Consider the following 25,003-nt stretch of genomic DNA (forward strand, 5'->3'; position numbering starts at 1 on the left):
TGGTAGAGAGTGAACAATGCAGAAAATTTATTGGCGTCCCCGACAGGATTCGAACCTGTGACCTTCCCCTTAGGAGGGGGACGCTCTATCCAGCTGAGCTACGGAGACAAAACAGAAGGGCGAGCATTATAACCACTTGCTCGATCAGCGACAACGCGGCCTCTTTTCTCGTGCTGCGATCAGGCTCTAAAGGCCAAGTCGTCGCTGCTCGCGTTGCAAAAAGATGACAAAACGATCGATCTCAGCCTGAGTGCTGCCATCCACATGAATAAAACGGAAACCGCACAGCGTTCTCTGTTTTTTATCATCATAGCGTGCATGACGGGCTTCCACGGCAACCGTGACTTTTTTCTCAAAGGCCTGTAGATCGAGTGTTAATTCTTCAAAAACTTCTCGTTTTTGAAAGGGGGGCGTCACCAAATAAGAAAAAAGCAGCTGGCAGCCTGTATGAGATAAATCAACCAATTGAGCGATTAAAGGGGCCTTGCGCTCATAAGCCAATAAGTCAGCTTTAATTTCATAAGAGAGCGGAATACGCACACGAAAGGCATCTCGTTTTTGGTTGTGAATCAACTGCCGCGGGAAGGCCACGACATACACTGGGCCATCAGCCAGCTCAACCACCTCTTTAACCTGACAGCCACTAAAGAAGATAGACACTCCTTGATCTACAGCACGAACAGTAAAAGGCTCACCTGATTCGGCTGCTTTTTGTCCAGCAAGCAGGCTCGGCTGATCAAGATAAAACTCTTCTTTTTCACGGTCGACACCCAGCACTAGGCTCGCATGATCTTGACCGCTGGTGGCAAAATGCAAAGTCAGCGGACTGCGGTGCCTTTCTAGACTGCTGAGTAAGCTGGCGATCTCAGCTGGGCGATTCAGAAGATGCTCATCCATCGTGATTAGGCCTGACCTAGGTGGCGAGGAATCGATAAATCACCTGCACCGCCTGCTGGGTTATACACTCTGACTTGACCTTGGCTGGCTTTGACGGCTTTAAAAAGCAGATCAAAATGACGCAAGCCACGCTGAATCAAACGCGCGCTCAGCTGATTGGCCTCCTGCACTTGAGATAAAAGCTGAACCAGTTGGGTCCAGCCTTGGCTCAAGGCCTTAGCAATCCGCTCATCCTGCTGTGCAAAAAAAGCATCCAGTCCAGCTTGATCTGGTGTCAAACCTTGCGCTTCTAAAAAAGCCTGACGCGCTTGCACGTCTTGCTCTACCTGCTGCAACAAGGCCTGCTTTTTTTCTGTCAAGGCATCCAGGCCATCACCTTGCTTTTCAGCTTGCTGCAACCATTGATGCTCCTCCAATAGAAGGGCATGGAGCTGCTGTAGGTGCTGGATGGCCTCAATTAATAGGGGCTTAAACTCTTGAGCTGCTGCGGACATCTTGTGTGCCTCATCGTGAACCAGTTTTTGCCAGTGTAGCGGATTCAGCGATCAAACCAAACCTCTGTGGAGGGCATAAAAAAACCCAAGACTTTTCAGCCTTGGGTTGATCCTGCTCATCCTAAGGCAAGCAGAACAGAGAGAATCAATTGATCTAGAAATCGGCTTCAAAGCGTAACAAACGCGCTGCAACCTGCTGTGCATCGACCTGATAGCGACCGTCTTCGATCTGCTGCTTCAGAGCCGCCACTTTATTTTCATCAAAACGCTCAGTATGATCAGCCGCTAGCATACGCTGCGCCTGACTACTCAGCTCAACACGATCCTGTGCATGATCCGCGGGTTGAGCGGCAGGCTGGCTACTGCTGCTCTTAGTGGTCACTTGCTCACCACCACGAACCCTTGGGCTGAGATGATTCCCTACTCCATTGAGTTCGATAGCCATAGTCTGGTTTCCCATAGGTTAATGTATTGACTTATGTTCAGCTTTTCGGCCTCAGTCTACAAAACTTTAATTTTTTTTGACCTTTTTATCTGAGTCTTTTGCTGGGTCTTCTGCAAGCCGTGTAGCCCATTTCTGTCAGCTCAAAAATGGACTTCAACCACGCCCCGTGCGGCAACCCGTGCACGAATTGTACGCCCAGATTGTAAGTTTCTTACCCGCACCTGATCGCCGACCTGGCCATTATCAAGCGCCTCACCCTGCATGCGGACCTGCAACTGGCTGCCAATGGCATGAATGACCACCTGATCGCCGCGATTCACTGCATGACTGGCGATCAGCTGTTGATCTGTCAGTACCGCCCCTTCATTCACCCGTGAGCGCAAACGAAAACCGACCAGATCCTCAATCCGAGTATAGTAGTTGCCACGGAGGCGCGAGACATCCATTTCACGCAATTCCAGCATCGAACGCGTCAATTGCGTTTGGCGCGGCAAGGCTGTCCGTGCAATCACCACTGGAGTGTAAACAGTAATATTGGCAGTGACATAGATAAACCAGCCTTGCTCAGCACAGGCGACACGCAAGTTGACACGACCGCGCAACTCTGCCCGTCCATGAGGCTCAACCTGTAAAGCTTCTTCACAGACAGGCAACCTTAAGCCACCTTGAGTTGTGCTAAGCTCTATCTGATAACGCTGTAGCTGCTCTTCACGCAGCTGCTGCTCAACCCAGTCATAGACTTCATCACGCAACTCAAGCATATTATGGGCTGCTTGATTACTGAAACCGAGTGCAGGCCAGACGAGCAAAAAACTCGCAAGCAGGATGCTTATCAACCTCAAAGGATGCAGTTTATACTCTGACACGAATGCCCACTCCCTACTCTAAAGACTTGTGCTTATGACCAACTCAGCAGGCAAACTCACCGCTCGTAACAAAATCGCGGGTGGAAATCGCATGGAGCTGTTGCTTTTTCGCCTCAATGGCAGACAGCTTTATGGTATCAATGTATTCAAGGTCAAGGAGATTATTCCCTGCCCACGCCTGACCAACCTGCCTCACCACACCCCTGAAGTGCGTGGTGTCGCCCATGTGCGTGATGGTACCATTTCCGTGGTCGACTTGGGCATGGCGATCCGCCAACCGGCGATGCAAAAACCAGAAACCCACTTTGTGATCGTCACTGAGTACAATCGCCGCACTCAGGGCTTTTTAGTGCGAGAAGTCGATCGCATCGTCAACATTGACTGGGAAGAAGTCCATCCACCACCCTCAGGTAGTGGTAAAGACAGCTTTTTAACCGCGATTACCCAACTGGATAATCAACTGATCGAAATCATCGATGTTGAGAAGATCATCGCCAGTGTCGATCCTTTCGCGCAAACGGTTTCTTCAGAGATACTGACTGATGAAATCAAACAGATCGCACCTCAGTTCCATATTCTCTTGGTGGATGATTCAACCGTCGCTCGGCATCAGGTTGAAAAAAATCTCTCTGAAACCGGCGTCAAGTTTACCAGCCTGACCAATGGTCGGCAGGCGCTGGAATTTCTGCAGAACATGGCCGCAGAGGGCAAGAAGGTCAATGATGAGTTTTTGATGATCATCTCCGATATTGAGATGCCTGAGATGGATGGTTACACCCTGACTAAGCACATCAAGCAAGACCCTAAACTGACCAACCTGACGGTGCTGCTCCACTCCTCCTTAAGCGGGATATTTAATGAATCCATGGTTAAAAAAGTGGGAGCCAACTACTTTTTAGCTAAATACGATGCGGATGAGCTGGCTAAGGTGGTGATTCACGAGATAAAAGCAGCTGCAGGCTTAAAGCGTGGTTAAAAGCCTTGCTAATTTCTGGTTTTTATCAGAACCTGCAGCTATTATGCTTTGAGTGGTCAAAATACATTTTTCGGGTTTTTCTTAGTCCTGACTCAATGAATGGTGGTGAGGGATGTCGACAACAAGAGTCTTAGCTCCACAAGAATTTGAAGCTTTCCGCAAGTTCCTCCAAGAGGCTTGCGGTATTTTGCTCGGCGATAATAAGCAGTACCTTGTCACCAGCCGCCTTGGTAAAATCATGGCGCAGCAAAACCTCGCCAGCCTGACCGATTTGATGCGCGAAATGCAGCGCAATCCTCGTTCTGGTTTAAAAGAAGCCGTTGTTGATGCGATGACCACCAATGAAACCCTCTGGTTTCGTGATGTCCATCCGTTCAACATCTTGCAAACGCGCGTCTTGCCCGAGCTGGCAGCACAAAATAGCCGTGAACCGCTACGCATCTGGTCTGCAGCGGCTTCGACAGGCCAAGAAGCCTACTCCATCTCGATGGTGCTTGAGGAGTTTAAGAAAACCTCGCCCACCGCCTTTCGCCTAGGCGAGAAAATTATCGGGACTGATATTTCCACCTCGGCACTGGCGACAGCCAAGTCTGGGATGTATGAAATGCTGGCGATTGGACGCGGCCTCTCTAAAGAGCGCCTGACTCAGCACTTCACACAAACCGGTGAAGGCAAGTGGAAGGTCAACCCCGGCATCCAAAAAAGAGCTGAGTTTCGTCAAATGAACCTGCTGCATAGCTACAATATGCTGGGTAAATTTGATGTGGTCTTCTGCCGCAATGTGCTGATCTACTTCTCAGCTGAGCTGAAGAAAGATATTTTGCGGCGCATCCATGCCACACTCAAACCCGGTGGCTACTTGTTCCTGGGTGCCTCTGAAGCCCTTTCTAACATGCCGGATCTGTATGAAATGGTGCAATGTCGGCCCGGGATTATTTACCGCGCAAAATAAATCACCTGCTCCAAGGCTGCAGCCAGCATCAAGGCGAAGCAGCCTCAAATAAAAAAATCCCAGCTTTTAGGCTGGGATTTTTTATCGGGCAAGTTTCAGACTTAACGCTGAGCTGGGCTCAACTCTAAACCCTGTGCTTCCCAATAGGTCCGTGCGCCAGCATGCATCGGCGTAACGATACCTGTCAGTGCAGTATCACGACCCATCACACGCGCGGCATTAGAAACACTGCGCATAAAGGCTAAGCCTTCATCTGAGTAGATCAATCCCAACGCTTGGCCAATCCGCTCTTCTGATACATGACGACCTGTCACCCACAAGGCAGAATCCTGAATCGTCACGACATCATAGTCCACGCCTGGGTAGGTGCCGGCAGGAATCGTGACCTGGGCATAGTAGGGGTGATTCTCAAACAGGCTACCAGCGCGGGCCGCTTCATAGGTTTGCAGCAAACGAACACGGTTAGAAGAAGCCGCCTGAATTACTGAAGCATTAGGGAAGCCAGCAAAGACCCACAGGGCATCAATCTGGCGATCACCTAAAGCGGAAGCGCCTTGGTTATAACCGATATACTGGGGACGAATCTGATCCCAAATACCTAAACCTTCAAAATAACGCTGAGCAGAAGCGGCCGCACCAGAGCCAGCTGGGCCAACAGCAACACGGCGGCCAACCAGATCTTGTGGATTCTGGATCCCTGAGTTATCCAGCACGATCAAATGCGCAGGCGCACCAAACATATAGGCCACGGCCTGCACGTTACGATAACGGCGCGTGTCATTGGTCAGCTGACCATTCAAGCCTAGATAGAGATCACCTGAGTAGACAATACCGAAATCCGCATCACGCGAGTTCACACGGCGCAGATTCTCAACAGAACCCGCAGAGGCCATGTTGGAGACTTCAACATTAGGCAGTTCACGCGATAAACGTGTCGCAATGCCATTCGAGAAATACTGGAAAGTACCGCCATCTGGGCCACCTGAGAAGGCCAGACGCTCAGTGCGGGCCTCGGCACTGATCGGTGCTGTTGCCAGCGCTGCAGCAGTCACCGCAGCGGCGGCGAAGGTCAGGGGTTTAGCCAGGAATTGGCTGAAAGTGAGTTTATTGAGCATTCTTGTTTTCCTCGTCTTATCGATCTTCACTTTGTGATTATTATCTTGCGACAGCAGCCAATCCCCTCTACCCACCTGCAACATAGGCAGGAAGAACGCTCCTTCTATCGAATAGAGCAGCAAGGTCGCTGATTGCTGTTTGCCAGATCATCCATGGCTGAGGCTATAGATGATCTGGCGATCCAGCAGCTGATGGCAGGCAACTTGGCTGTGCAGTATCCAATCGGTCTGACAAGCACAAGTAGCCTGGCCAAGGCCGCCTAGTATCAGTGGCTTCTCACCGTCAGAACAGGAATCGAGGCACTACGCACGACACGCTCTGCTGTTGATCCAACTAATACCTTCTCTATACCAGTGCGGCCATGTGTGCCCATCACCAGTAAATCTGCACCTACCTTAGTGGCTTCTTCTAGAATGGCGTGGTAGTCCGCGCCCAGTACCACATCGGATGTCACTTGATATCCCTGCTGCCCAGCATCAGCAAAATGCTGTTCAACAAAGTGATTCATATCTTCTAAAGCATGGGTTTCAATTTCACGGACAAAGGTTTCAACAACCGCAGCAGGCAAGCGACGACGGCGCTTATCGCTCAGCTCGGTGATGACATGCACCACATGCAAACGCGCTTGGCAGAGCTGCGCCAAACTGGCGGCATGCTGTGCAGCCTTGGCAGCACCTTCGGAAAAATCTGTCGCTAACATGAGGGTTTTATAAGTGAACATTTTTCTTCTCTCTATTGAGTCATATCCTGGCACTGGGATCGCCAGCGCCAGCCTGCTTTAGCGGGTTGGCTGTGCCACACCCTGAGGTGATCCTGAGGCTCGGCCTTGCAGGAACCACACCAGAGCAATGATGCCCAAACCAGCCGCATCCGTATAGAGGCTCGGCCAGTAAAGCAAGAAGGTTCCTACGCCCAGCAGAATCCACTCTACCCAAGTGGTGGTACGGCGCAGATATCCCATCGCAAAGGCACCAAAAGCAATCGTACCCAAAGTCGCAGAGAAATAGGCTTGCGCTATCTCAGTAAAACTGCCGTCCATCAAAATGGCAGGCACAAAGGCAAAGAGCATCGGCATCACATAGAGCATCTTGGCAAACTTAAAGGCTGTCCAACCGGTTTTCCAAGGATCAGAGCCAGCAATCGCGGCACCGGCATAGGCGGCCACACAGACAGGAGGCGTGATATTCGAATCCTGCGACAGCCAGTAGACAATCATATGCGCAGCAATCACCGCGACACCAAATTCACCCAGGGCCGGCACGGCCAGCACCGCGACAATTAAGTAAGCGGCAGTCACAGGTACACCCATCCCCAGCACCAAAGAAGCCAGCGCGATCAAGACCAAGGCAATAATCAGACTGCCACCGGCCAGAGAAATAATCAGATCCGAGAATTTCAAGCCCATGCCCGTTAAGGAGATCACCCCCACGATCACCCCGATCACGCCCATCGTGGCCCCGACAACAAGCGTATTACGCGCGCCAAGCAAAATGGCTTCCCAAATTTCTTTGGGTCCCATGCGGGTTTCTTTTTGTACCCAGCTGACGGCAATACAAGAGAGGGTGGCCCAGAAGGCTGCATTACCCGCCGAACGCCCTGTCAACAGCAGAATCGTGATAATGATCAGCGGTAAGGCAAAGTACCAGCCTGATTTCAGCACCTGCTTCCAGTGCGGAATTTCTTCTCCTTGGATCCCAACCAGTCCCTGCTTTTTGGCCTCAAAGTGCACCATAAAGTAGATCGACAAGAAATAAAGAATCGCTGGACCAATGGAGAGCAGCATAATGGTTGAGTAAGGTGTTCCGGTGAGTTCCGCCATCAAAAAGCCGCCTGCCCCCATAATCGGAGGCAAGAACATACCGCCAATCGACGCTGCAGGTTCAATACCACCAGCCACATGGGGCTTAAAGCCTGCCCGCTTCATCATCGGAATGGTAAAAGCACCTGAAGATACGGTATTGGCGATCGCACTGCCTGAAACCGAACCAAACAGAGCCGAAGACAAGACCGCGACCTTAGCTGGCCCGCCCGTTGAGCGACCGGCTAGCGCCAGCGGCAAGTCGATAAAGAACTGACCTGCACCTGATTTTTGTAGGAAGGCACCAAAGAAGATAAACAAAATCACATAGGTGGCCAAAACACTGGCCATGACACCAAACAGACCATTGGTGGTGAGAAAGAGAGAGGTGGCCAGACGATCAAGGCTAAAGCCGCGATGCGCAAAAAGCTCTGGCAGATAAGGACCAAACAAACCAAAAGCCAGCATGCCAAGGCCAATCAGCGTAATCGACCAGCCAAGCACACGGCGACAGACCTCGAGCGACAGCAGAATACCCACTAGGCTGATCAGCATATCCAGCTCATTCTCTGCACCAGCACGATAGTTCAGCTGCTCAAACTGATGAATCCAATACACCACTGCAGCACCAATCGCCAGCGCCAGAAAAAGATCACTGGCCGATGGGCTATTGGGCGCATTTTTTTCCATCCACAGATCCAAAAAACGCACCACAGCAGCCAGAGGAAAAATCGCCAACACAAAATAATGCAGACGATCCAGATCTTGCTCCCATGCCACGGCCCAGCCATCAAACTCCAGCGTTTCTTTAAACATCTGCACCTGCTGGTAGAAGGCGGTGGGAGAATCATAGACCACAAAGCTGCTCACCAGCACAGAGCCAACGACGCCAGCCAGCACCGCTGCGCCGATACGCGCGGCTTGGCTCTGACCAGCGGGATAGAGCAGAAAAACCAGCACAAAGGTAATCAGCACATAGACACCCAGATGATACTGGATGGAGAGAGGCGCCACGCCAGCGCCATAGAAGTAGACCAGCACCATCGCTGCACTAAGCAGTGCGACGAGGAGAGTCCAAGGGCGATTCAGGTGTCGCTCACTTTTGGCGTCCTTTTCCATCAACTCTTTCAGCTTTTCTTTTTCTTTTTGGCTCAAGCCATCGAGCGATTGATCGACATTCGACATAGTCTCTTCCCGTCAATGAATAGTTATTGTGTTGTTGATTTGAATGACTAAAGCACTTAGCGCGCCACATCAAGAATAGTCGTTAATAATCATACAGGTAGCAAAAAAGATTCAGACTTAAGTCTAATCCAGGTTGAGCTAGTCATGTAGGGAAGTCCGCGCAACCAAGATCAACCGCGTGCGGATTTCCACACAAAATAGAGCAAGACTGGTCATCCTGAGCTAAAACGACTATCTTATGCGCTTTTCAGCTACAGACACTGGCTCGACTTGCAGCCATCACAGCAGGCCCAGTGAGTAGCAGCATCCGACCTGTTTTCTGACCCATCGGCACTCTATGTCCTCTTCTCATTGCGATCTCAATGCCTTTTTACAGCGCCATCGCGAGCGCTGGCAGCAGCCTCTCTGCCTGCTTGCCCCCCCAGCAGAGCTTCAACTAAGCGCCCTCTCTGCGCCTGTCGCGCTGAGCCTCAGTGCAGACTGGCGACAAGTTCTCCAAGCTCAACAGCAGGGCATCGCCGCTCAACTGGTGGGAGAGACCTTTGATCCACTGAGCCCACCCAGCCACCCGCTGCTATTCTGGCCTAAAGCCAAGGAAGAGGGCTTTTGGTGGCTTGAGCAGGCCTTGGCACACTGGCCGAGCCTTGATCTCGTGGGAGATAACCATAGCGGTTTAAAGGCCGTTGCGAAGAATCTCGCTCAAGCTGGGCTCAGCATTCACAAGGTGGATACAGCCAAGCGCACCAGTCTCTATCGCCTTCAGCTCTCTGATCAGCCGACACAGGATCTGGCCCTGATACGCACACTGGCCCCCGTCGCCAAGGCCAGCCAATGGCAGACAGAAGATCAACTCACCTTGATCAGCCGCCCTGGCGTGTTTAGCCACGGACGCCTGGATGAGGGCTCGGCACTCTTACTGGAAGTCTGGCGCGAACGGCTACAAGAGCCAGCTCATCAGCAGCTGGGGCAGGCTCGACCCAAGCAGCTGCTGGATATGGGGTGTGGTTGTGGTCTGCTCGGCGCTTGGTTGCTCAAACACTACGCCAGCGCAGCGCAGCTCTGCGCAACGGATGTAAACGGACTGGCTTTGGCCGCCACACAAGCCACCCTTGCGGCTAATGGATTACAAGGTGAAGTCCTGCCGAGCGATATCTATTCTTCTTTAGATGGGCGGCGCTTTGATTGGATTGTCAGTAATCCACCCTTTCATACTGGGCAGCGCACAGATTACAGCCTCGCTGAACGCCTGATTCGTCAGGCCCCGCAGCACCTCCATCCACAAGGCGAGTTGTGGCTGGTTGCGAACCGCTTTCTACCCTGGCCTGAACTGCTCGAAGCCAGCTTCGGCCAGTATCAAGAATATGCTCAGGATGGCCGCTACGCCGTGTACTGGGCGCGAGGAGGACAGATCAAATGAGTTTTGCTCCAGATGCGCTTTTTGCTCATCCTCTGGATCAGCATGCACGCTTTAGTTTTGATGAACAGGTTGTGCGGGTGTTTCCTGACATGATCAAGCGCTCTGTTCCTGGCTACTCACAGATGCTCAGCATGGCTGGGGTGATGGCCAAGCGCTATGTGCCCGAAGGCGGACGTATTTATGATCTAGGCTGCTCGCTTGGCGCGGGGCTGCTGTGTGTGGCACAACAGCTTGAAGCACACCAGCAACTCGAGCTGATCGGCATCGATACCTCTGCTGCGATGATCGAACAGGCCACCCAAGTGCTCGAAGCGGCCTTACCCGCTCGCCGCTGCCAACTGATGTGTGCGGATGTTCGCACAGTCGATTATCAGCCCTGCGATGCCATTTTGCTGAACTTTACGCTGCAGTTTCTCGCACCTGAAGATCGAGCTGCCTTGATCGAGCGCCTCTTTGCCGCGCTGCGACCCGGCGGCATACTGATTTTGAGTGAGAAGGTCCATCTTCAAGATCAGCGTGAAGCTCAGCTGCTTTATGAACTGCACCATGATTTCAAACGCGCCAATGGCTACTCAGATCTCGAAATCGCACAAAAGCGCACAGCGCTGGAAGATGTACTGCGTACCGATACCCCTGAAATCCAGATCTCGCGCTTGCGTGAGGCGGGCTTCAGTCTGGTCAGCCAATGGTTCCAGTATCTGAACTTCACTTCTTTTATTGCACTGAAAGGCAGCTAATTGATGGCCTCTCCTGATTTTTCTCATTTATATACCACCTTGGCACAACAGGGGCAGGCACGCCCAGGTCTGCACCGCTGGCTTGCACGCCTGCCTGAACAGCTCAGCCGCGCCCTCTCGCCACAGCGACACCCTGAGTTTCATGGCTGGTGGCAAAGAATAGAACAGCTCCCCCAGCTCAGCACCGCTGAATATGATCTGAACCAGGACGCCCTCTATGCTGGTGCAGGCCAGACGGCAGCAGGCCCGCTCAGTGATGCCGAAAAAAAACGCATCACAGGACTGCTCGATAATCTGCACCCTTGGCGTAAAGGGCCTTTTCTGCTGCATGACACCAAGATCGACACTGAATGGCGCTCAGATTGGAAATGGCAGCGCGTCGCGCCCCACCTGAGCGATCTGCGCGGACGCTTGATCCTTGATGTTGGCGGCGGCAGTGGCTATCACGCTTGGCGCATGGCAGGCGCAGGAGCAGCACTGACTCTCTGCATAGATCCTTCCCCCCGTTATTTTGCCCAGTTTGAAGCCGTCAAAAAGCTACTTGGGCCGCAGCTTTGCGAGCAGGTTTACCATCTGCCGCTGGGCATCGAAGACGTCCCGGAACAGCTCGAAGCCTTTGACAGCGTCTTCTCGATGGGCGTGCTCTATCATCGCCGCTCACCGATCGATCATTTATTGGATCTCAAAGCCTGCCTGCGCTCAGGAGGAGAGCTGGTACTGGAAACACTGGTGGTTGAAGGTGGTGCGCAGCAGGTGCTCCTGCCACAAGATCGCTATGCAGCGATGCGCAATGTCTGGTTCCTGCCCTCTGTCGCGGCCCTCAGCCTCTGGTTAGAAAGAGCTGGCTTTGCTGATGTACGCTGCGTTGATCTGAACCGCACCACAACCGAAGAGCAACGCAGTACAGACTGGATGCGCTTTCAATCTCTGGCTGACTTTCTTGATCCAGAAGATCCCAGCCGCACGCGTGAAGGCTACCCAGCCCCACTCAGGGCCGTGATGATCGCCCGCAAACCCTAGAGACTTCCGGCCGCTGGCCTCACCAGCGGTCACCCCTCTTTTTCTTCTGCTCAACAGAAGTGCCAACCCAGCGTTTTCCCTGCAACTGGCGAGCTTCACTCTTCGGTGATAAAATCCGACTGTTTCACTCAGGCTTCTATAGCCTTTCGATCTAAAGCAGAAGATATTTTTTTGCATAAGATTATAAAAACAAACCATTTAACCTCGGCTATAAAAAGCCCTAGCATAGCCATCCTCTGCTTTTTTTATCCTTTATTCCTATTTTCAGGCGCCTTGAGGTCAGTTCCATGAGCAAGTTTTATGCAGAAGAAGTTACCCATGTGAGTCACTGGACAGACCGCCTGTTCAGCTTCAAAACCACCCGCAGTGATGGACTGAGATTCAAAAACGGCCAGTTTGTGATGATTGGCCTTGAAGTCGAAGGCAAGCCGCTGATGCGTGCCTATAGCATTGCCAGCCCCAACTATGAAGAAGAGCTGGAGTTTTTCAGCATCAAGGTGCCAGATGGCCCCCTGACCTCGCGCCTGCAACATTTGCAGATCGGCGATTCTTTATTTGTCAGTAAAAAACCGACTGGCACACTGGTATTAGACGATTTAAAACCCGGCAAGCATCTCTATCTCTTTAGCACCGGCACAGGCTTGGCACCTTTTTTAAGCGTCATCCAGGATCCAGACACCTATGAGCGCTTCGAAAAGGTCATCCTGCTGCATGGCGTTCGCCATGAAAAAGATCTGGCCTACCGTGAGTTCATCACTGGCGACCTGCTTGAACACCCCTATCTCAGTGAACAGATTGCTCAGCAACTCATCTACTACCCCACTGTCACGCGCGAGCCTTTTGTTTATCAAGGTCGAGCACAGCAGGGCAGAATCACCGAGCGAATGGCCAGCGGCGATCTGGCACGCGATCTGGGTCTACCTGAACTCAATCCAGAGACAGACCGCGCGATGATCTGCGGCAGCCCGATGATGCTGCGCGATATTTCTGCTGCGCTGGATGCACGTGGCTTTCAGATTTCACCACGCATGGGTGAGGCCGGTGATTATGTCATCGAGCGGGCTTTTGTTGATTAATGCGCCAAGGTGATGCAGAGATCCGTCAGCCAAGCAGGCGCGGCGGATCTCTGGCTCCAGCTGCTTCAGCGTCTTGTAGCAGAACCCCTCTGCATCTTGATAAAATAGAACAATCAAACTAGCTAGAAACGATGAGGAACCACTATGAAGCATTCCGCTCTCTGCCGTCCCTTGCAAGGCCTTTTTTTGACCTTGCTGCTGGCCCTGCTCTCCAGTCATGTCTTCGCACAAGAAGCCCCACTCACTGAGCGCGAAGCCCTGCAAGCCCAAGTTCTGGCGGGTGTCTGCGCCAGCTGCCACGGCACTGAAGGCCGTTTAAGCGGTGTGATCCCAGCCATTGCGCAGCGCCCAGCTTCTGTTTTAGAAAGCCAGCTGCTGGCCTTTAAGCGTGGCGAGACACCGCATACCACGGTAATGGAGCGCCTTGCGCGCGGCTATACCGATGAAGAGCTGGCCCTGTTGGCCCGCTACTTTGCTCAGCCTCAAGCCTATCGTCCTACGCAGCCTTAATCCGACTTTTCAGGAGAGTGTCATGTCTCAGTTTTCTCGTCGTCAATTCTTAAAAGCCGGTGGTGCCGCAGGTCTACTTCCTCTGGTGGGTGGGTGTGCTGCTTTAGGTGCTCGTTCAGGCTCAGCCGGTCGGGTCGTGGTCATCGGTGGTGGCTTTGGTGGGGCCACAGCCGCCAAGTATCTGAAGCGCGGTAATCCACAAGTGGAGGTCACCTTGGTAGAACCCAAGCGTGTCTTCCACACCTGCCCTTTTTCAAATCTGGTGCTCGCTGGCGAGCGTTCGATGGACAGCATTGCGCACAACTATGATGAGCTGAAGCAGGTTTATGGCGTGCGCGTCATTCATGCAACAGCCACAGATGTCGATCCGGTTGCACAGCGAGTCGTGCTGTCGAATGGTCAGCGCTTAGACTATGACCGTCTGCTGCTGTCACCTGGCATCTCGATGCGCTGGAACGAGATCGAAGGCTATGATGAAGCCGCGGCACAACTGGCTCCCCATGCTTGGCAAGCCGGCCCACAAACCGAGCTTTTGCGTCGTCAACTCGAAGCGATGGAAGATGGCGGCACCTTTGTCCTCAGCGTACCGGCAGACCCCTTCCGCTGCCCGCCCGGACCCTATGAGCGTGCGAGCTTAATCGCGCATTACTTTAGCCAGCACAAGCCTCGCTCAAAGGTTCTGATCCTCGATGCCAAGGACAACTTCTCTAAGCAGGGCCTGTTTATGCAGGGCTGGCGTGAACTCTATGGTGATCGCATCGAATGGGTTGGCCGTGCTCAGGATGGCGAAGTCACCCGTGTGGATGCGACGCGCTTAGAAGTCGAAACCGAATTCGGCACGCGTCATCGCGCCAGCGTCCTGAATGTGGTGCCGCCACAAAAAGCAGGCTGGATTGCCGAACGCGCAGGCGTCACCGATGCTTCTGGCTGGGTACCAGTGAAGGCCAATACCTTTGAATCTCAGCAGGTTGCCAATATCTATGTTGTTGGCGATGCCACTGTTGCCGCTCCAATGCCCAAATCTGGTTTTGCCGCCAATGCGCAAGGCAAGGTGGCCGCTGCCGCGATTCTGGCCTCACTGGGTGGCTTTGAGCCAGTTGATCCTTACTGGGCCAACACCTGCTATAGCCTGGTGGGTCCTGAGTATGGCATCACCGTTGCTGGTGTTTATCGTGCCGAAAACCAGCGCGTCATCAGTGTTCCCGGCTCAGGTGGTGTCAGCCCGATGGAGGCCAGTGCGCAGTTCCGCCGCAATGAGGCAGCCTATGCCGTTGGCTGGTATAATGCGATCAGCCAAGATACCTGGGGCACTCAGCTTTAATGCACCGGCGTATCTCAGCCTGTTGAGCGGATCAAGAGCAAGGGATGGGAAACCATCTCTTGCTTTTTGCTCTTCTGATCAGCAGAAGATCCCAGCCTTCACCTTTGCTGCAAGTGAGACGCCTCATGTCTGATTGGTTTGCTGACCTCATTGATCAACCGCAAGTGCTGCTGCTTTTGGGCATGGCACTGATCGGCATCGCCTATGGCCTGATTGCACAATGGAGCCGCTTCTGCCTGCTTCGAGGTCTGCTGCATCGCTGGCAACATCAGGATAGCCGTAAGTTACAAGCCTTTGCCCTCGCTATGGCGACCAGTCTGCTGTTCACTCAGCTGGCACGGGTTCTTTTTGATCTCGATCTTGATCGCAGCGTCTTTTTTCCACGCGATTTCTCACCGCTGCTTGTGTTGCTCGGTGGGGTGATCTTTGGCTATGGCATGACGCTGGCCAACGCCTGCGGTGCGCGCAGTGTGGTCCTGCTGGCAAGCGGCAATCTGCGCTCGGCCGTCACCCTGCTGGCTCTGGCACTGGGCGCGGGCATGACCCTGTCCGGCATCTTAGCCCCCCTGCGCCTGCTACTGGATGGCCTGCCTCTGCCACGCCTCAGTGGTGTCACACTACCTGAACTGTTCGGCCTTGCATCCAGCTGGGCGATGGTGGTGTTGATCAGCCTCTTACTTTTGGTATTGCTGGCCTTCTGCTTTTTAAGCTGTCCCCGCTGCCGCACCTCTGGGCGACGCTTAGCCCTAGATGGACGCGATGCCCTCGGCGGCTTGAGTCTTGGCCTGCTGATCGCGCTCAGCTGGTGGTGGACAGGCTGGGCAGCGCAAGACCCCTTTCAACCTCAGGCCCCCTCAGCGCTGAGCTTTATCGCTCCCATTGCACAAACCCAGCAGTACCTACTGCTGTCCACAGGCAGCCGCCTAAATCTGGGGGTGGTCTTGGTTCTGGGTGTCTTCTGCGGCGCGCTGGTGCGGGCGCTGCTGGCGAAGGAGTTTCGCTGGCAAGGCTTTGATTCCACCCGCCAAACCCATTTTTCTTTGCTCGGTGGATTCATGATGGGTGTAGGCGGGGTACTGGCTTTGGGCTGTAGCGTGGGGCAAGGGCTGAGTGGCTTTTCCACTCTGGCACTGACCAGCTTCTTTGCACTGGCCGGCATTCTACTGGGTACCCGCTGGGCCATGCGCAGACACCTTTCTTCTTCTCACCCTTCATCATAGATAGGATGTTGATCATGCGATTGAATCTGCAACACTGGAGTCTTCTCAGCCTGCTTCTGCTGCTGATCTCTACCTCGGCAGCAGCAGCAACGCGCTTTGCCCCCGTCGAAGCCCTGCTCGAAGGCGCTACGCCTCAAACACAAGGGCTGACACTTGAACTCCCCTTAGTCGCAGATAATGGGGCCTCAGTTGATCTGAGCCTCCGCTTTGATGCAGCCTTGGCGGAGGGAGATCAATTAGAATTCATCACCCTTTTTGCCACAGAGAATCCACGCGCAGATATCCTGCGGGCCAGTTTTTTGGATGCACGGGTTGAACCTCAGCTGTCCACACGGATACGCCTGAACCAAAGCCAAACCGTGATTGCCGTCGCGCGTAGCCAACAAGGCCAATTCTGGATCGCAGAACAGCAGGTACGAGTGACCGTCAGCGGCTGTTTGATCGGCGGCGATGAAACCCAGATCACCAGTATGCAGCAACCACGCATCGCGCTGCCGCGTCGTCTGCAAGCAGGCCGCAGCATCGATATCCGCACCCTGATCAACCACCCCATGGAAACAGGGCTCACTCAGGTAATCGGCGAACCGCTACGCGCACAAAACCTGATTGAATCCTTCACCCTTGAGCTCGATCAGCAGCCAGCCTTGCATCTGGAGTTACACACAGGCGTCGCGGCCAATCCCTATTTCCGTTTTGGTCTGATCCTGCCAGCCAGTACGCAAGCTAGCTTTATCTGGCAGGATCAACAGGGCGAAATACTGCGTGAAGAACGCCAGCTGCAACTCTGAGCCGCGCATGTTTCAGTTAGGAGCAGATAACCAAACGCTCTAAGAAATAGCTTTGTTATAACTCGATCTCGATTTAAGCTGTCCCCTATTCTTGAATAGGTCTACTTTTATCGGGGTCGAACCATGCTAAAAACACACGCTCCACAGTCTTCTGCGCCATCACCTTTACAGCGCGTTAAAACCTTGAGTCTGGCTCTTCTGTTGGCCGGTACAGCCAGTGTGGCTCAAGCCTCTAGCCTGCTCAATTCTTCTTATGATGTTGCGCGTGAGCTGTTTGCCGATTACAACGTCCTGTTCGCCGAGCACTGGCAAAACACCACAGGTGAAGCGATCGAAATCCGCCAGTCTCATGGTGGCTCTTCACGCCAGGCACAGGCCATTATTCAAGGTCTCAGAGCCGATGTGGTGACTTATAACCAGGTCACGGATATCGATATTCTGCATCAGCGCGGCAATCTCCTACCTGCCAACTGGCGTGAACTGCTGCCCAATGACAGCTCGCCTTACTACTCCACCATGGCCTTTTTAGTGCGTGCCGATAACCCACGCAATATTCAAGACTGGGATGATCTGGCCCGCAGCGATGTCAGCAGCGTCCTGCCAAACCCCAAAACCTCAGGCAATGGCCGCTACACCTATTTGGCCGCTCTCGGCTTTGCGCAGCAAACCTTTGGCGAGGATCAAGCAGCGATAGATACTTTTATGCGCGGCTGGCTGAATCGTGTTGCCGTGTTTGATACAGGCGGGCGCGGTGCCACCAATACCTTTGTTGAGCGCAATATCGGTGATGTGTTGATCACCTTTGAATCCGAAATCCTCGGTATTATTGAAGCCTTCCCAGAGCAGCAGTTTGAAATTGTGGTGCCTTCGATTAGCTTTCGCGCCGAGTTTCCTGTCGCCGTTGTAGAGCGCCACGCACAGCGCAATGGCAATCTAGAACGCGCACGCGCTTATCTTGAGCACCTTTATAGCGAGGAAGCCCAGCAGCTTTTAGCGCGCTTTAACCTGCGTGTGCATCATCCTGAAGTCGCCGCCGCTCACCAAGATCGCTTCCAAGCCTTGCAGCTGCTGGGTATTGAAGACATCGCCGGTAGCTGGGAAGCCGCCATGCAGCACCACTTTGCCAATGGTGGCCAGCTGGATCAGTATCAGCGCCGCTAGGACCCCCCTCCATGCCTACCTTTTTGCACAAGCATCTTCGCGTTCAGGGCAAGCAAGTCTTGCCCGGTTTCACCCTCAGCCTGGGGGTGTCACTGCTTTTTATCAGCCTGATTCTTCTGTTGCCGATCACGGGTCTGATCGTACAAACCAGTAGCATGAGCTGGCAGGAATACTGGCAGGTGATTTCTGATCCTCGCGTTGTCGCCTCTTATCGCGTCACTTTTTTGATGGCGCTCGGAGCGTCACTGATCAACGGGGTGCTGGGATTGCTGCTGGCCTGGGTCTTGGTGCGCTATCACTTTTTTGGCAAGCGCCTGATTGATGCGATGATCGACCTGCCCTTTGCGCTTCCTACGGCGATTGCAGGCCTGACGCTGGTCACCTTGTTTGCAGAAAATGGCTGGTATGGCCAGCTGCTGTCTCAAGTCGGCATTCAGGTCGCCTATGCACCAGCCGGCATACTGGTGGCGATGCTGTTCACCAGCCTGCCGTTTGTTGTTCGCAGTGTGCAGCCTGTTCTTGAAGATTTGGCACAAGAGGATGAAGAAGCGGCGCTCAGTTTAGGCGCGTCAGATTTGACTGTCTTTCGACGGGTGCTCTTTCCAGCACTCTGGCCAGCGCTGTTGATGGGGGTGAGCCTGTCACTGATCCGCAGCCTGGGTGAGTTTGGTGCGATCATCTTTATTGCCGGCAATATGCCCTATCTGACCGAAGTAACCAGCTTGATGATTTTTATTCGTCTCCAAGAGTTTGATTATGCGGCAGCCAGCGCCATCGCCTCGGTGATTTTATTGACGTCACTCACGGCACTGCTGCTGATCAATATCTGGCAAACCCGCTACTTAAAGCGTATTCAGGGGCGTTAATATGGATTCCTCCACTCTCAGCCCACCCAGTGCAAGCAGCGTGAAGCCGCAGAAAAAAACCAGCAAGGCGCAAGGCCAGCGCGTGGGTGATCAGCCCTGGCTGCGTCGCTTGCTGATTGGCCTGGTCTTGCTGGCTGTTTTTTTACTGCTGGTGATGCCACTGATTGCGATTTTTGTGCAGGCATTCAGTGCGGGCTGGTCCGGTTTTTGGACGAACCTCACCGATCACTACACCCTACACGCCATCGGACTGACTCTACTGGTCGCCGCCCTGACGGTACCGATCAATCTAGTCTTTGGTGTCCTGCTGGCTTGGCTGGTAACCCGCTTTGATTTTATCGGGCGCAAGCTGCTGATGACGCTGATTGATATTCCCTTTGCCGTCTCGCCGGTGGTCGCTGGTTTGATCTATCTGCTGCTCTACGGCAGTCAAGGCTGGCTCGGTGGCTGGTTGATGGACCATGACCTACAAATCATGTTCGCCTGGCCGGGCCTGGTGCTGGTCACGGTGTTTATCACCTGCCCTTATGTGGCACGTGAGCTGATTCCGCTGATGCAGCAACAGGGTTCAAGCGAAGAAGAAGCGGCGCTGAGCCTTGGTGCCAGTGGCTGGCAGATGTTTCGCCGAGTCACGCTGCCCAATATCCAATGGGCCTTGTTATATGGCGTCATTTTAACCAATGCCCGTGCGGTGGGAGAATTTGGCTCGGTCTCGGTGGTATCAGGCAGTATTCGCGGTGAGACCAACACCCTACCCCTGCATGTTGAGCTGTTGTACCAGGATTATAATCTCGTCGGTGCCTTTACCAGCGCCGCCCTGCTCGCCTGCCTCGCGCTGATCACGCTTGCCGCGAAGGCTTGGCTGGAGCAACGTCAAATGAAAGAGGTCGAGTCATGAGCATTCGGATTCAACAAGTCAGTAAATCCTTTGGATCTTTCCAAGCCCTGCATCCACTGAATCTGGATATCCAGGATGGCGAAATGGTCGGACTGCTCGGTCCTTCTGGCTCAGGCAAAACCACGCTGCTGCGCATGATCGCCGGTTTAGAAAGCTGCGATACAGGGAAAATTTTCTTTCAGGATCAAGAAGTCACCCGCCAGCATGTGCGCGACCGCCGCGTTGGCTTTGTGTTTCAGCACTATGCCCTGTTCAAGCATATGACCGTGGCCGAGAATATTGCCTTTGGTCTGGATGTGCTGCCCAAATCCCAGCGGCCACCACAGCAGGAGATTCAGCGTCGCGTCAGTGAGCTGTTGGAGCGCATTCAGCTCCCCCATCTGGCCCAACGCTACCCCACTCAGCTCTCTGGTGGTCAGAAGCAGCGTGTGGCGCTGGCTCGGGCGCTGGCCATGCAGCCACGCGTGCTGCTGCTCGATGAGCCCTTTGGCGCTTTGGATGCGAAGGTGCGTAAAGAGCTGCGCCGCTGGCTGCGTGAACTCCATGACGAGCTGGGTTTTACCAGTGTTTTTGTCACCCATGATCAGGAAGAAGCGCTCGAAGTCTCCGATCGTGTAGTGGTGATGAGCCAAGGACGCATCGAGCAGCAGGCTACGCCGCAGGAACTCTATCATCAGCCAGCCTCACGCTTTGTGTATGACTTTTTAGGTCAGGTCAATATCTTCTCTGGGCAGGTGCAAGGCAAGAAGATGTCTCAGGGCGAAGCCTGGATCGAACTGCCTCACCCTCTCAAAGCTGAGCAAGGTGAAGTCTTTCTGCGCTCGCATGAGCTGGCCCTCAGCCGCGAGCCAGTGCAAAAGGCCCATCTGCCCATGCAGATCAATGCCATCAACCTGATCGGTGCCGAAGTCCGCCTTGAACTGCTACCGCAAGGCTGGTCCAGCGCCGAACCCTGGGAAGTGGCCATCAGCCATCAGGACTTTAATAGCTGGCAGCCACAAAGGGGTGATCGCTGCTTCCTGCGTCCTCTGGCGGGCCAGTTTTTTGCCGCTGCAGAGGCCAGCGTAACGCCAGCAGGACCTGAGCCGCTGAACTGGTCATCTTCCACAAGAATTTCACTAGCGAGTTAACAGGGGATGCGTTAGATTGCCCACTCAGTCTCACTTTCTTGAGGATAGGCTCAGCGCGTCAACTACCCCAGCCTGAAGGCAGGAGTTTGTGAAAGCAAGCTAGGTTGACCAGGGAAAGCGGCAACCAATCCGCTACGTTAGCAATAGGTCGTGAAGACCCACCAGCGAATGCTTCCTCAGTTCGCTGCTCTGGAAGAACAGGATCATGCTGGCGCAAGGTAAAACGCCGAAGGTTCTGTTCGCCACTTCTTTTAAGAAGTGGGAGCCGATTGCTGACTTTCCCGAGGGGAGACAGGGCGTAAGCCCTGCGTCACTAGAACCCGTAAGGGCTGAATTTAAAGTTTGAAGGCTTGAAAGTTGAATAGCGGAGAAACAGCATGGCTGTTTTTGTACTGGACAAGCGTAAAACACCACTGATGCCCTGCTCTGAAAAACGAGCACGGCAGCTATTAGTGCGTGGGCGTGCAGTGGTACACAAAGTGCGCCCCTTCACGATTCGCTTGAAAGATCGACTGGCCGCTGACTCCACTTTTCAGCCACTACAGACCAAGATTGATCCAGGCAGCAAAATCACGGGCTTAGCGGTAGTGCGCGAAGATGAACAGCAGCCCGAAAGACAGGTCGTGCTCTGCTTGTTTGAGCTGATTCATCGTGGATTTCAAATCAAGCAAGCCTTAGAGCAGCGTCGTGCTTTTCGCCGCCGCCGTAGAAATCAGCTCCGCTACCGTGCTGCGCGTTTTGATAATCGCACCAAGCCCAAAGGTTGGCTGGCTCCAAGCTTACAGCATCGGGTGGATACGACAGTAGATTGGGTGCAGCGGATCATAAAATTAACCCCGATCACCAGCATTCAGCAAGAGCTGGTGCGCTTTGATACGCAGAGGCTCGATAATCCCGAGATCAGCGGCGTGGAGTATCAGCAAGGCACTTTGCTGGGCTATGAAGTGCGCGAGTATCTTTTGGAAAAGTGGGGCCGTGCATGTGCTTACTGCGGCACCCAAGACGTGCCACTCCAGATTGAGCATATTCACCCGAAAAGCCAAGGTGGATCAAATCGCATCAGTAATTTGACGCTGGCCTGCCACCAGTGCAATCAAGCCAAGAATAATCAGCCGATTGCAGTCTTTTTTGAGCAGGACAAAGGCTTAAAGCGCCGCTTGAAGAAACAGGGTCTCTCGGCTGAAAAGCAGCTGGGCCGTGTACTGAAGCAATGTAAAAAGCCACTGAAAGATGCAGCTGCGGTGAATGCGACTCGCTGGGCATTGTTGAATGCACTCAAGCAAATAGATCTACCTGTTTTAACAGGCACTGGCGGCCAAACAAAATTCAATCGCCAGCGCCTTGGTATACCAAAAACTCACGCGCTGGATGCGGTTTGCGTAGGCCAGATTGAACAGATTGAAGGCTGGCAGCGACCCACCTTAACGATCAAGGCATCAGGAAGGGGCTGCTATCAGCGCACTCGCTTAGATCGTTTTGGCTTCCCTCGCGGTTACTTGATGCGCCAGAAAAGCGTGCAAGGTTTTCAAACGGGTGATTTGGTGAAGGCCGAGGTACCATCAGGCAAGAAGGCGGGTATTCACACGGGTCGTGTCGCTATCAGAAAAACAGGCAGTTTTAATATCCAGCTTCCTGATCAGATTATTCAGGGCATCAGCTGGAAATATTGCCGAATGCTTCAACGTGGTGATGGCTATGGCTACCACCAAACTTCAACAGTTCTAAGAACATAAAGGAGAAGCGAGAACAGGTAAAACGAGACCTCTATCAAGGTTACGTTTTCCACTCTGAGCTAAAGCACGGAGTTTCTCGCGTAAAATGATGAAATTTCGTTTCCCCGTCATCGTGGTCGATGAAGATTTTCGTTCAGAAAATATTTCTGGTTCCGGTATTCGTGATCTCGCCGAAGCCATAGGTAAAGAAGGCATGGAGGTCGTGGGCTACACCAGCTATGGTGATCTCACGGCCTTTGCGCAGCAGGCCAGCCGCGCGTCCTGTTTTATTGTCTCCATTGATGACGAGGAATTTTCCGATGAGGAAGAGGGTGTCGATCGTGCTTTAGAGCAGATTGGCAGCTTTATTCGTGAAGTGCGCAAGCGCAATCATGATATCCCTATCTTTCTGTACGGCGAAACGCGCACCTCGCGCCATATTCCGAATGCCATCCTGCGTGAACTGCATGGTTTTATCCATATGTTTGAGGATACGCCTGAGTTTGTGGCACGGCATATTATTCGTGAAGCCAAAAAATACCTTGATGCGCTGGCACCGCCCTTTTTTACTGCGCTGATGGACTATGCCAGCGACTCCTCCTACTCCTGGCACTGCCCAGGACATTCAGGGGGGGTGGCCTTTCTAAAAAGCCCCGTCGGGCAGATGTTCCACCAGTTCTTTGGTGAGAATATGCTGCGTGCTGATGTCTGTAACGCCGTCGATGAACTGGGCCAGCTGCTTGATCACACCGGCCCAGTTGCCGACAGTGAGCATAATGCGGCGCGGATTTTTGGTTGTGATCACCTGTTCTTTGTCACCAATGGCACCTCGACTTCAAACAAGGTGGTCTGGCACTCCACTGTCGCCCCTGGAGACGTGGTGGTGGTTGATCGCAACTGCCATAAATCGATTCTGCACTCCATCATCATGACGGGGGCGATTCCTGTCTTTTTGATGCCCACACGCAACCACTACGGCATTATTGGCCCCATCCCGAAGAGTGAATTTGATCCGGCCACGATACGTGCCAAGATCGAAGCCAATCCCTTCGCACGCCATGCCGTCAATAAGGACAAGCCACGGATTCTGACCATCACCCAATCTACCTATGATGGTATTCTCTACAATGTGGAAGAGATCAAAGCCCAGCTGGGTCAGACCATCGATACGCTGCATTTTGATGAAGCCTGGCTGCCTCACGCTGCTTTTCATCCCTTCTACAAGGATATGCATGCCATCGGTGCCGATCGTCCGCGTTCGGAAGAAACACTGGTCTTTGCGACCCAATCGACCCACAAGCTGCTGGCGGGTCTTTCTCAAGCGTCACAAATTCTGGTCCAAGATAGCCAAACCCGTCAGCTGGATCGCCATCGCTTCAATGAATCCTATCTGATGCACTCCTCCACCAGCCCCCAGTACGCGATTATTGCTTCCTGCGATGTGGCAGCAGCGATGATGGAAGAACCCGGTGGGCAAGCCCTGGTCGAAGAATCCATTCATGAAGCCATCGACTTCCGCCGCGCGATGCGCAAGGTCGATGCTGAATTCGGTGATGATGACTGGTGGTTTACTGTCTGGGGTCCAGAAGAACTCGCGGAAGAAGGCATAGGTGATCGAGATGCCTGGGTGATTCATTCCGGAGATACCTGGCATGGTTTTGGGGACATCAAAACCGGCTTTAATATGCTCGATCCCATTAAAGCCACCATCATCACCCCCGGATTGGATGTCGATGGTAACTTTGATGCTCAGGGTATTCCTGCGGCGATTGTCAGCAAGTATCTGGCAGAGCACGGCATTATCATCGAAAAAACCGGCCTCTACTCCTTCTTCATCATGTTTACCATTGGCATTACCAAAGGCCGCTGGAATTCAATGGTGACTGAGCTCCAGCAGTTCAAAGATGACTATGATCGCAACCAGCCGATCTGGCGGGTGATGCCTGAATTTGCCGCGCGCCATCCTCAGTATGAGAAAACGGGGCTGCGCGATTTATGCCATGCGATCCATCAGGTGTACAAGGAGTACAACCTGGCCCGCATCACCACTGATATGTATCTGTCCAATATCGAGCCTGCGATGCTGCCTGCCGAAGCCTGGGCGAAGATGGCGCACCGTCAGGTTGAGCGTTGCCCAATCGATGCCCTTGAAGGCCGTGTTACGGCGATGCTGGTCACCCCCTACCCGCCCGGCATTCCACTGCTGATTCCCGGCGAGAAGTTTAATGCCACCATCGTGCGCTATCTGAAGTTTGTACGTGATTTCAACCAGCGCTTTCCTGGCTTTGAAACCGATGTACATGGTCTGGTGCATGAAGAAGTCAACGGCGTGGATGGCTACTATGTTGATGTGGTGCAAGAAGCGCCCTGAGCAGCCCCTCTCTGACTCTTAGCCACAAAAAAACCCTCGCAAGAGGG

At 53.3% G+C, this 25,003-nt stretch carries 23 protein-coding genes and 1 tRNA gene; 16 read left to right on the forward strand and 8 right to left on the reverse strand.

All coding sequences use genetic code 11. The annotated features are described in order from the left end of the window. Positions 1 to 31: 31 nt before the first annotated feature. The 5 genes from V6U78_RS05580 to flgA all read right to left on the reverse strand — a co-directional run bounded on the left by V6U78_RS05580 (position 32) and on the right by flgA (position 2,597). Positions 32 to 108, reverse strand: a tRNA-Arg gene (locus V6U78_RS05580). Positions 109 to 186: 78 nt separating this feature from the next. Beyond that, on the reverse strand, positions 187 to 897 hold the full coding sequence (locus V6U78_RS05585; protein WP_405338273.1) for a flagellar brake protein: 711 nt from the start codon (positions 895 to 897) through the stop codon (positions 187 to 189). A 5-nt stretch (positions 898 to 902) separates the two neighbouring features. Continuing rightward, entirely contained in the window at positions 903 to 1,391 is a 489-nt protein-coding gene (locus tag V6U78_RS05590; protein WP_405338275.1) for a flagella synthesis protein FlgN, read from the reverse strand. Positions 1,392 to 1,545: 154 nt separating this feature from the next. Further along, a complete protein-coding gene (gene flgM, locus V6U78_RS05595; protein ID WP_405338277.1) occupies positions 1,546 to 1,836 on the reverse strand; it encodes a flagellar biosynthesis anti-sigma factor FlgM in 291 nt (96 codons plus the stop codon). A gap of 140 nt (positions 1,837 to 1,976) precedes the next feature. Next, complete coding sequence (gene flgA / locus V6U78_RS05600) at positions 1,977 to 2,597, reverse strand: flagellar basal body P-ring formation chaperone FlgA (protein ID WP_405338279.1); 621 nt, start codon at positions 2,595 to 2,597, stop codon at positions 1,977 to 1,979. Positions 2,598 to 2,736: 139 nt separating this feature from the next. Between flgA and V6U78_RS05605 the strand changes: the two genes are divergently transcribed. Together V6U78_RS05605 and V6U78_RS05610 are read left to right on the forward strand one after the other, a co-directional pair. Next, a complete protein-coding gene (locus tag V6U78_RS05605) occupies positions 2,737 to 3,678 on the forward strand; it encodes a chemotaxis protein CheV (protein WP_405338281.1) in 942 nt (313 codons plus the stop codon). 112 nt (positions 3,679 to 3,790) lie between these two features. Beyond that, positions 3,791 to 4,630 carry a CheR family methyltransferase gene (locus tag V6U78_RS05610; protein ID WP_405338283.1) on the forward strand — a complete coding sequence of 280 codons (840 nt, stop codon included), beginning with the start codon at positions 3,791 to 3,793 and terminating at the stop codon, positions 4,628 to 4,630. Between the two features lie 101 nt (positions 4,631 to 4,731). Here the strand turns inward: V6U78_RS05610 and V6U78_RS05615 are convergent, their stop codons facing one another. The 3 genes from V6U78_RS05615 to V6U78_RS05625 all read right to left on the reverse strand — a co-directional run bounded on the left by V6U78_RS05615 (position 4,732) and on the right by V6U78_RS05625 (position 8,729). Continuing rightward, positions 4,732 to 5,745: a TAXI family TRAP transporter solute-binding subunit gene (locus V6U78_RS05615; protein WP_405338285.1), complete on the reverse strand. Its 1,014-nt coding sequence runs from the start codon at positions 5,743 to 5,745 to the stop codon at positions 4,732 to 4,734. 266 nt (positions 5,746 to 6,011) lie between these two features. Next, the gene (locus V6U78_RS05620) at positions 6,012 to 6,467 is read right to left on the reverse strand and encodes a universal stress protein (RefSeq protein WP_405338287.1); all 456 of its coding nucleotides are present in this window, start codon (positions 6,465 to 6,467) and stop codon (positions 6,012 to 6,014) included. Between the two features lie 57 nt (positions 6,468 to 6,524). Beyond that, the gene (locus tag V6U78_RS05625) at positions 6,525 to 8,729 is read right to left on the reverse strand and encodes a TRAP transporter permease (RefSeq protein WP_405338289.1); all 2,205 of its coding nucleotides are present in this window, start codon (positions 8,727 to 8,729) and stop codon (positions 6,525 to 6,527) included. A gap of 337 nt (positions 8,730 to 9,066) precedes the next feature. On the opposite strand from V6U78_RS05625, the gene V6U78_RS05630 reads away from it, so the two are divergent. From V6U78_RS05630 to V6U78_RS05695, 14 genes are all read left to right on the forward strand, one after another. Further along, positions 9,067 to 10,146, forward strand: a complete 1,080-nt coding sequence (locus V6U78_RS05630; protein ID WP_405338291.1) for a methyltransferase — start codon at positions 9,067 to 9,069, stop codon at positions 10,144 to 10,146. Next, positions 10,143 to 10,883, forward strand: a complete 741-nt coding sequence (gene cmoA, locus V6U78_RS05635; protein ID WP_405338292.1) for a carboxy-S-adenosyl-L-methionine synthase CmoA — start codon at positions 10,143 to 10,145, stop codon at positions 10,881 to 10,883. The genes V6U78_RS05630 and cmoA overlap by 4 nt, the downstream gene beginning before the upstream one ends. Before the next feature lie 3 nt (positions 10,884 to 10,886). Then, entirely contained in the window at positions 10,887 to 11,903 is a 1,017-nt protein-coding gene (gene cmoB / locus V6U78_RS05640) for a tRNA 5-methoxyuridine(34)/uridine 5-oxyacetic acid(34) synthase CmoB (protein WP_405338294.1), read from the forward strand. Positions 11,904 to 12,190: 287 nt separating this feature from the next. Then, positions 12,191 to 12,979 carry a ferredoxin--NADP reductase gene (locus tag V6U78_RS05645; protein WP_405338296.1) on the forward strand — a complete coding sequence of 263 codons (789 nt, stop codon included), beginning with the start codon at positions 12,191 to 12,193 and terminating at the stop codon, positions 12,977 to 12,979. A gap of 144 nt (positions 12,980 to 13,123) precedes the next feature. Further along, positions 13,124 to 13,489, forward strand: coding sequence for a c-type cytochrome (locus V6U78_RS05650; RefSeq protein ID WP_405338298.1), 366 nt, complete (start codon positions 13,124 to 13,126; stop codon positions 13,487 to 13,489). Positions 13,490 to 13,511: 22 nt separating this feature from the next. Further along, positions 13,512 to 14,810, forward strand: coding sequence for an FCSD flavin-binding domain-containing protein (locus V6U78_RS05655; protein WP_405338300.1), 1,299 nt, complete (start codon positions 13,512 to 13,514; stop codon positions 14,808 to 14,810). A gap of 125 nt (positions 14,811 to 14,935) precedes the next feature. Continuing rightward, positions 14,936 to 16,030 carry a YeeE/YedE family protein gene (locus V6U78_RS05660; RefSeq protein WP_405338302.1) on the forward strand — a complete coding sequence of 365 codons (1,095 nt, stop codon included), beginning with the start codon at positions 14,936 to 14,938 and terminating at the stop codon, positions 16,028 to 16,030. 14 nt (positions 16,031 to 16,044) lie between these two features. After that, complete coding sequence (locus V6U78_RS05665; RefSeq protein ID WP_405338304.1) at positions 16,045 to 16,818, forward strand: thiosulfate oxidation carrier protein SoxY; 774 nt, start codon at positions 16,045 to 16,047, stop codon at positions 16,816 to 16,818. A gap of 123 nt (positions 16,819 to 16,941) precedes the next feature. Then, a complete protein-coding gene (gene cysP, locus V6U78_RS05670) occupies positions 16,942 to 17,979 on the forward strand; it encodes a thiosulfate ABC transporter substrate-binding protein CysP (RefSeq protein ID WP_405338306.1) in 1,038 nt (345 codons plus the stop codon). Positions 17,980 to 17,990: 11 nt separating this feature from the next. Beyond that, complete coding sequence (cysT, locus tag V6U78_RS05675) at positions 17,991 to 18,845, forward strand: sulfate ABC transporter permease subunit CysT (protein ID WP_405338308.1); 855 nt, start codon at positions 17,991 to 17,993, stop codon at positions 18,843 to 18,845. Between the two features lies 1 nt (position 18,846). Continuing rightward, complete coding sequence (gene cysW / locus V6U78_RS05680; protein ID WP_405338310.1) at positions 18,847 to 19,743, forward strand: sulfate ABC transporter permease subunit CysW; 897 nt, start codon at positions 18,847 to 18,849, stop codon at positions 19,741 to 19,743. Further along, a complete protein-coding gene (locus V6U78_RS05685) occupies positions 19,740 to 20,873 on the forward strand; it encodes a sulfate/molybdate ABC transporter ATP-binding protein (protein ID WP_405338312.1) in 1,134 nt (377 codons plus the stop codon). Before cysW ends, V6U78_RS05685 begins: the two co-directional genes overlap by 4 nt. A gap of 377 nt (positions 20,874 to 21,250) precedes the next feature. Further along, the gene (iscB, locus tag V6U78_RS05690) at positions 21,251 to 22,606 is read left to right on the forward strand and encodes an RNA-guided endonuclease IscB (protein ID WP_405338314.1); all 1,356 of its coding nucleotides are present in this window, start codon (positions 21,251 to 21,253) and stop codon (positions 22,604 to 22,606) included. An 85-nt stretch (positions 22,607 to 22,691) separates the two neighbouring features. Beyond that, complete coding sequence (locus V6U78_RS05695) at positions 22,692 to 24,956, forward strand: Orn/Lys/Arg family decarboxylase (protein WP_405338316.1); 2,265 nt, start codon at positions 22,692 to 22,694, stop codon at positions 24,954 to 24,956. The last annotated feature ends 47 nt before the right edge of the window (positions 24,957 to 25,003 follow it).

It is taken from the genome of Marinospirillum alkalitolerans (genome assembly GCF_045055655.1).
GTDB lineage: Bacteria > Pseudomonadota > Gammaproteobacteria > Pseudomonadales > Halomonadaceae > Marinospirillum > Marinospirillum alkalitolerans.

Coding starts and splice junctions, on each gene's coding strand:
- V6U78_RS05585 (WP_405338273.1), bottom strand. CDS start 897: ATGGATGAGCATCTTCTGAATCGCCCAGCTGAGATCGCCAGCTTACTC.
- V6U78_RS05590 (WP_405338275.1), bottom strand. CDS start 1,391: ATGTCCGCAGCAGCTCAAGAGTTTAAGCCCCTATTAATTGAGGCCATC.
- flgM (WP_405338277.1), bottom strand. CDS start 1,836: ATGGCTATCGAACTCAATGGAGTAGGGAATCATCTCAGCCCAAGGGTT.
- flgA (WP_405338279.1), bottom strand. CDS start 2,597: ATGCTTGAGTTGCGTGATGAAGTCTATGACTGGGTTGAGCAGCAGCTG.
- V6U78_RS05605 (WP_405338281.1), top strand. CDS start 2,737: ATGACCAACTCAGCAGGCAAACTCACCGCTCGTAACAAAATCGCGGGT.
- V6U78_RS05610 (WP_405338283.1), top strand. CDS start 3,791: ATGTCGACAACAAGAGTCTTAGCTCCACAAGAATTTGAAGCTTTCCGC.
- V6U78_RS05615 (WP_405338285.1), bottom strand. CDS start 5,745: ATGCTCAATAAACTCACTTTCAGCCAATTCCTGGCTAAACCCCTGACC.
- V6U78_RS05620 (WP_405338287.1), bottom strand. CDS start 6,467: ATGTTCACTTATAAAACCCTCATGTTAGCGACAGATTTTTCCGAAGGT.
- V6U78_RS05625 (WP_405338289.1), bottom strand. CDS start 8,729: ATGTCGAATGTCGATCAATCGCTCGATGGCTTGAGCCAAAAAGAAAAA.
- V6U78_RS05630 (WP_405338291.1), top strand. CDS start 9,067: ATGTCCTCTTCTCATTGCGATCTCAATGCCTTTTTACAGCGCCATCGC.
- cmoA (WP_405338292.1), top strand. CDS start 10,143: ATGAGTTTTGCTCCAGATGCGCTTTTTGCTCATCCTCTGGATCAGCAT.
- cmoB (WP_405338294.1), top strand. CDS start 10,887: ATGGCCTCTCCTGATTTTTCTCATTTATATACCACCTTGGCACAACAG.
- V6U78_RS05645 (WP_405338296.1), top strand. CDS start 12,191: ATGAGCAAGTTTTATGCAGAAGAAGTTACCCATGTGAGTCACTGGACA.
- V6U78_RS05650 (WP_405338298.1), top strand. CDS start 13,124: ATGAAGCATTCCGCTCTCTGCCGTCCCTTGCAAGGCCTTTTTTTGACC.
- V6U78_RS05655 (WP_405338300.1), top strand. CDS start 13,512: ATGTCTCAGTTTTCTCGTCGTCAATTCTTAAAAGCCGGTGGTGCCGCA.
- V6U78_RS05660 (WP_405338302.1), top strand. CDS start 14,936: ATGTCTGATTGGTTTGCTGACCTCATTGATCAACCGCAAGTGCTGCTG.
- V6U78_RS05665 (WP_405338304.1), top strand. CDS start 16,045: ATGCGATTGAATCTGCAACACTGGAGTCTTCTCAGCCTGCTTCTGCTG.
- cysP (WP_405338306.1), top strand. CDS start 16,942: ATGCTAAAAACACACGCTCCACAGTCTTCTGCGCCATCACCTTTACAG.
- cysT (WP_405338308.1), top strand. CDS start 17,991: ATGCCTACCTTTTTGCACAAGCATCTTCGCGTTCAGGGCAAGCAAGTC.
- cysW (WP_405338310.1), top strand. CDS start 18,847: ATGGATTCCTCCACTCTCAGCCCACCCAGTGCAAGCAGCGTGAAGCCG.
- V6U78_RS05685 (WP_405338312.1), top strand. CDS start 19,740: ATGAGCATTCGGATTCAACAAGTCAGTAAATCCTTTGGATCTTTCCAA.
- iscB (WP_405338314.1), top strand. CDS start 21,251: ATGGCTGTTTTTGTACTGGACAAGCGTAAAACACCACTGATGCCCTGC.
- V6U78_RS05695 (WP_405338316.1), top strand. CDS start 22,692: ATGATGAAATTTCGTTTCCCCGTCATCGTGGTCGATGAAGATTTTCGT.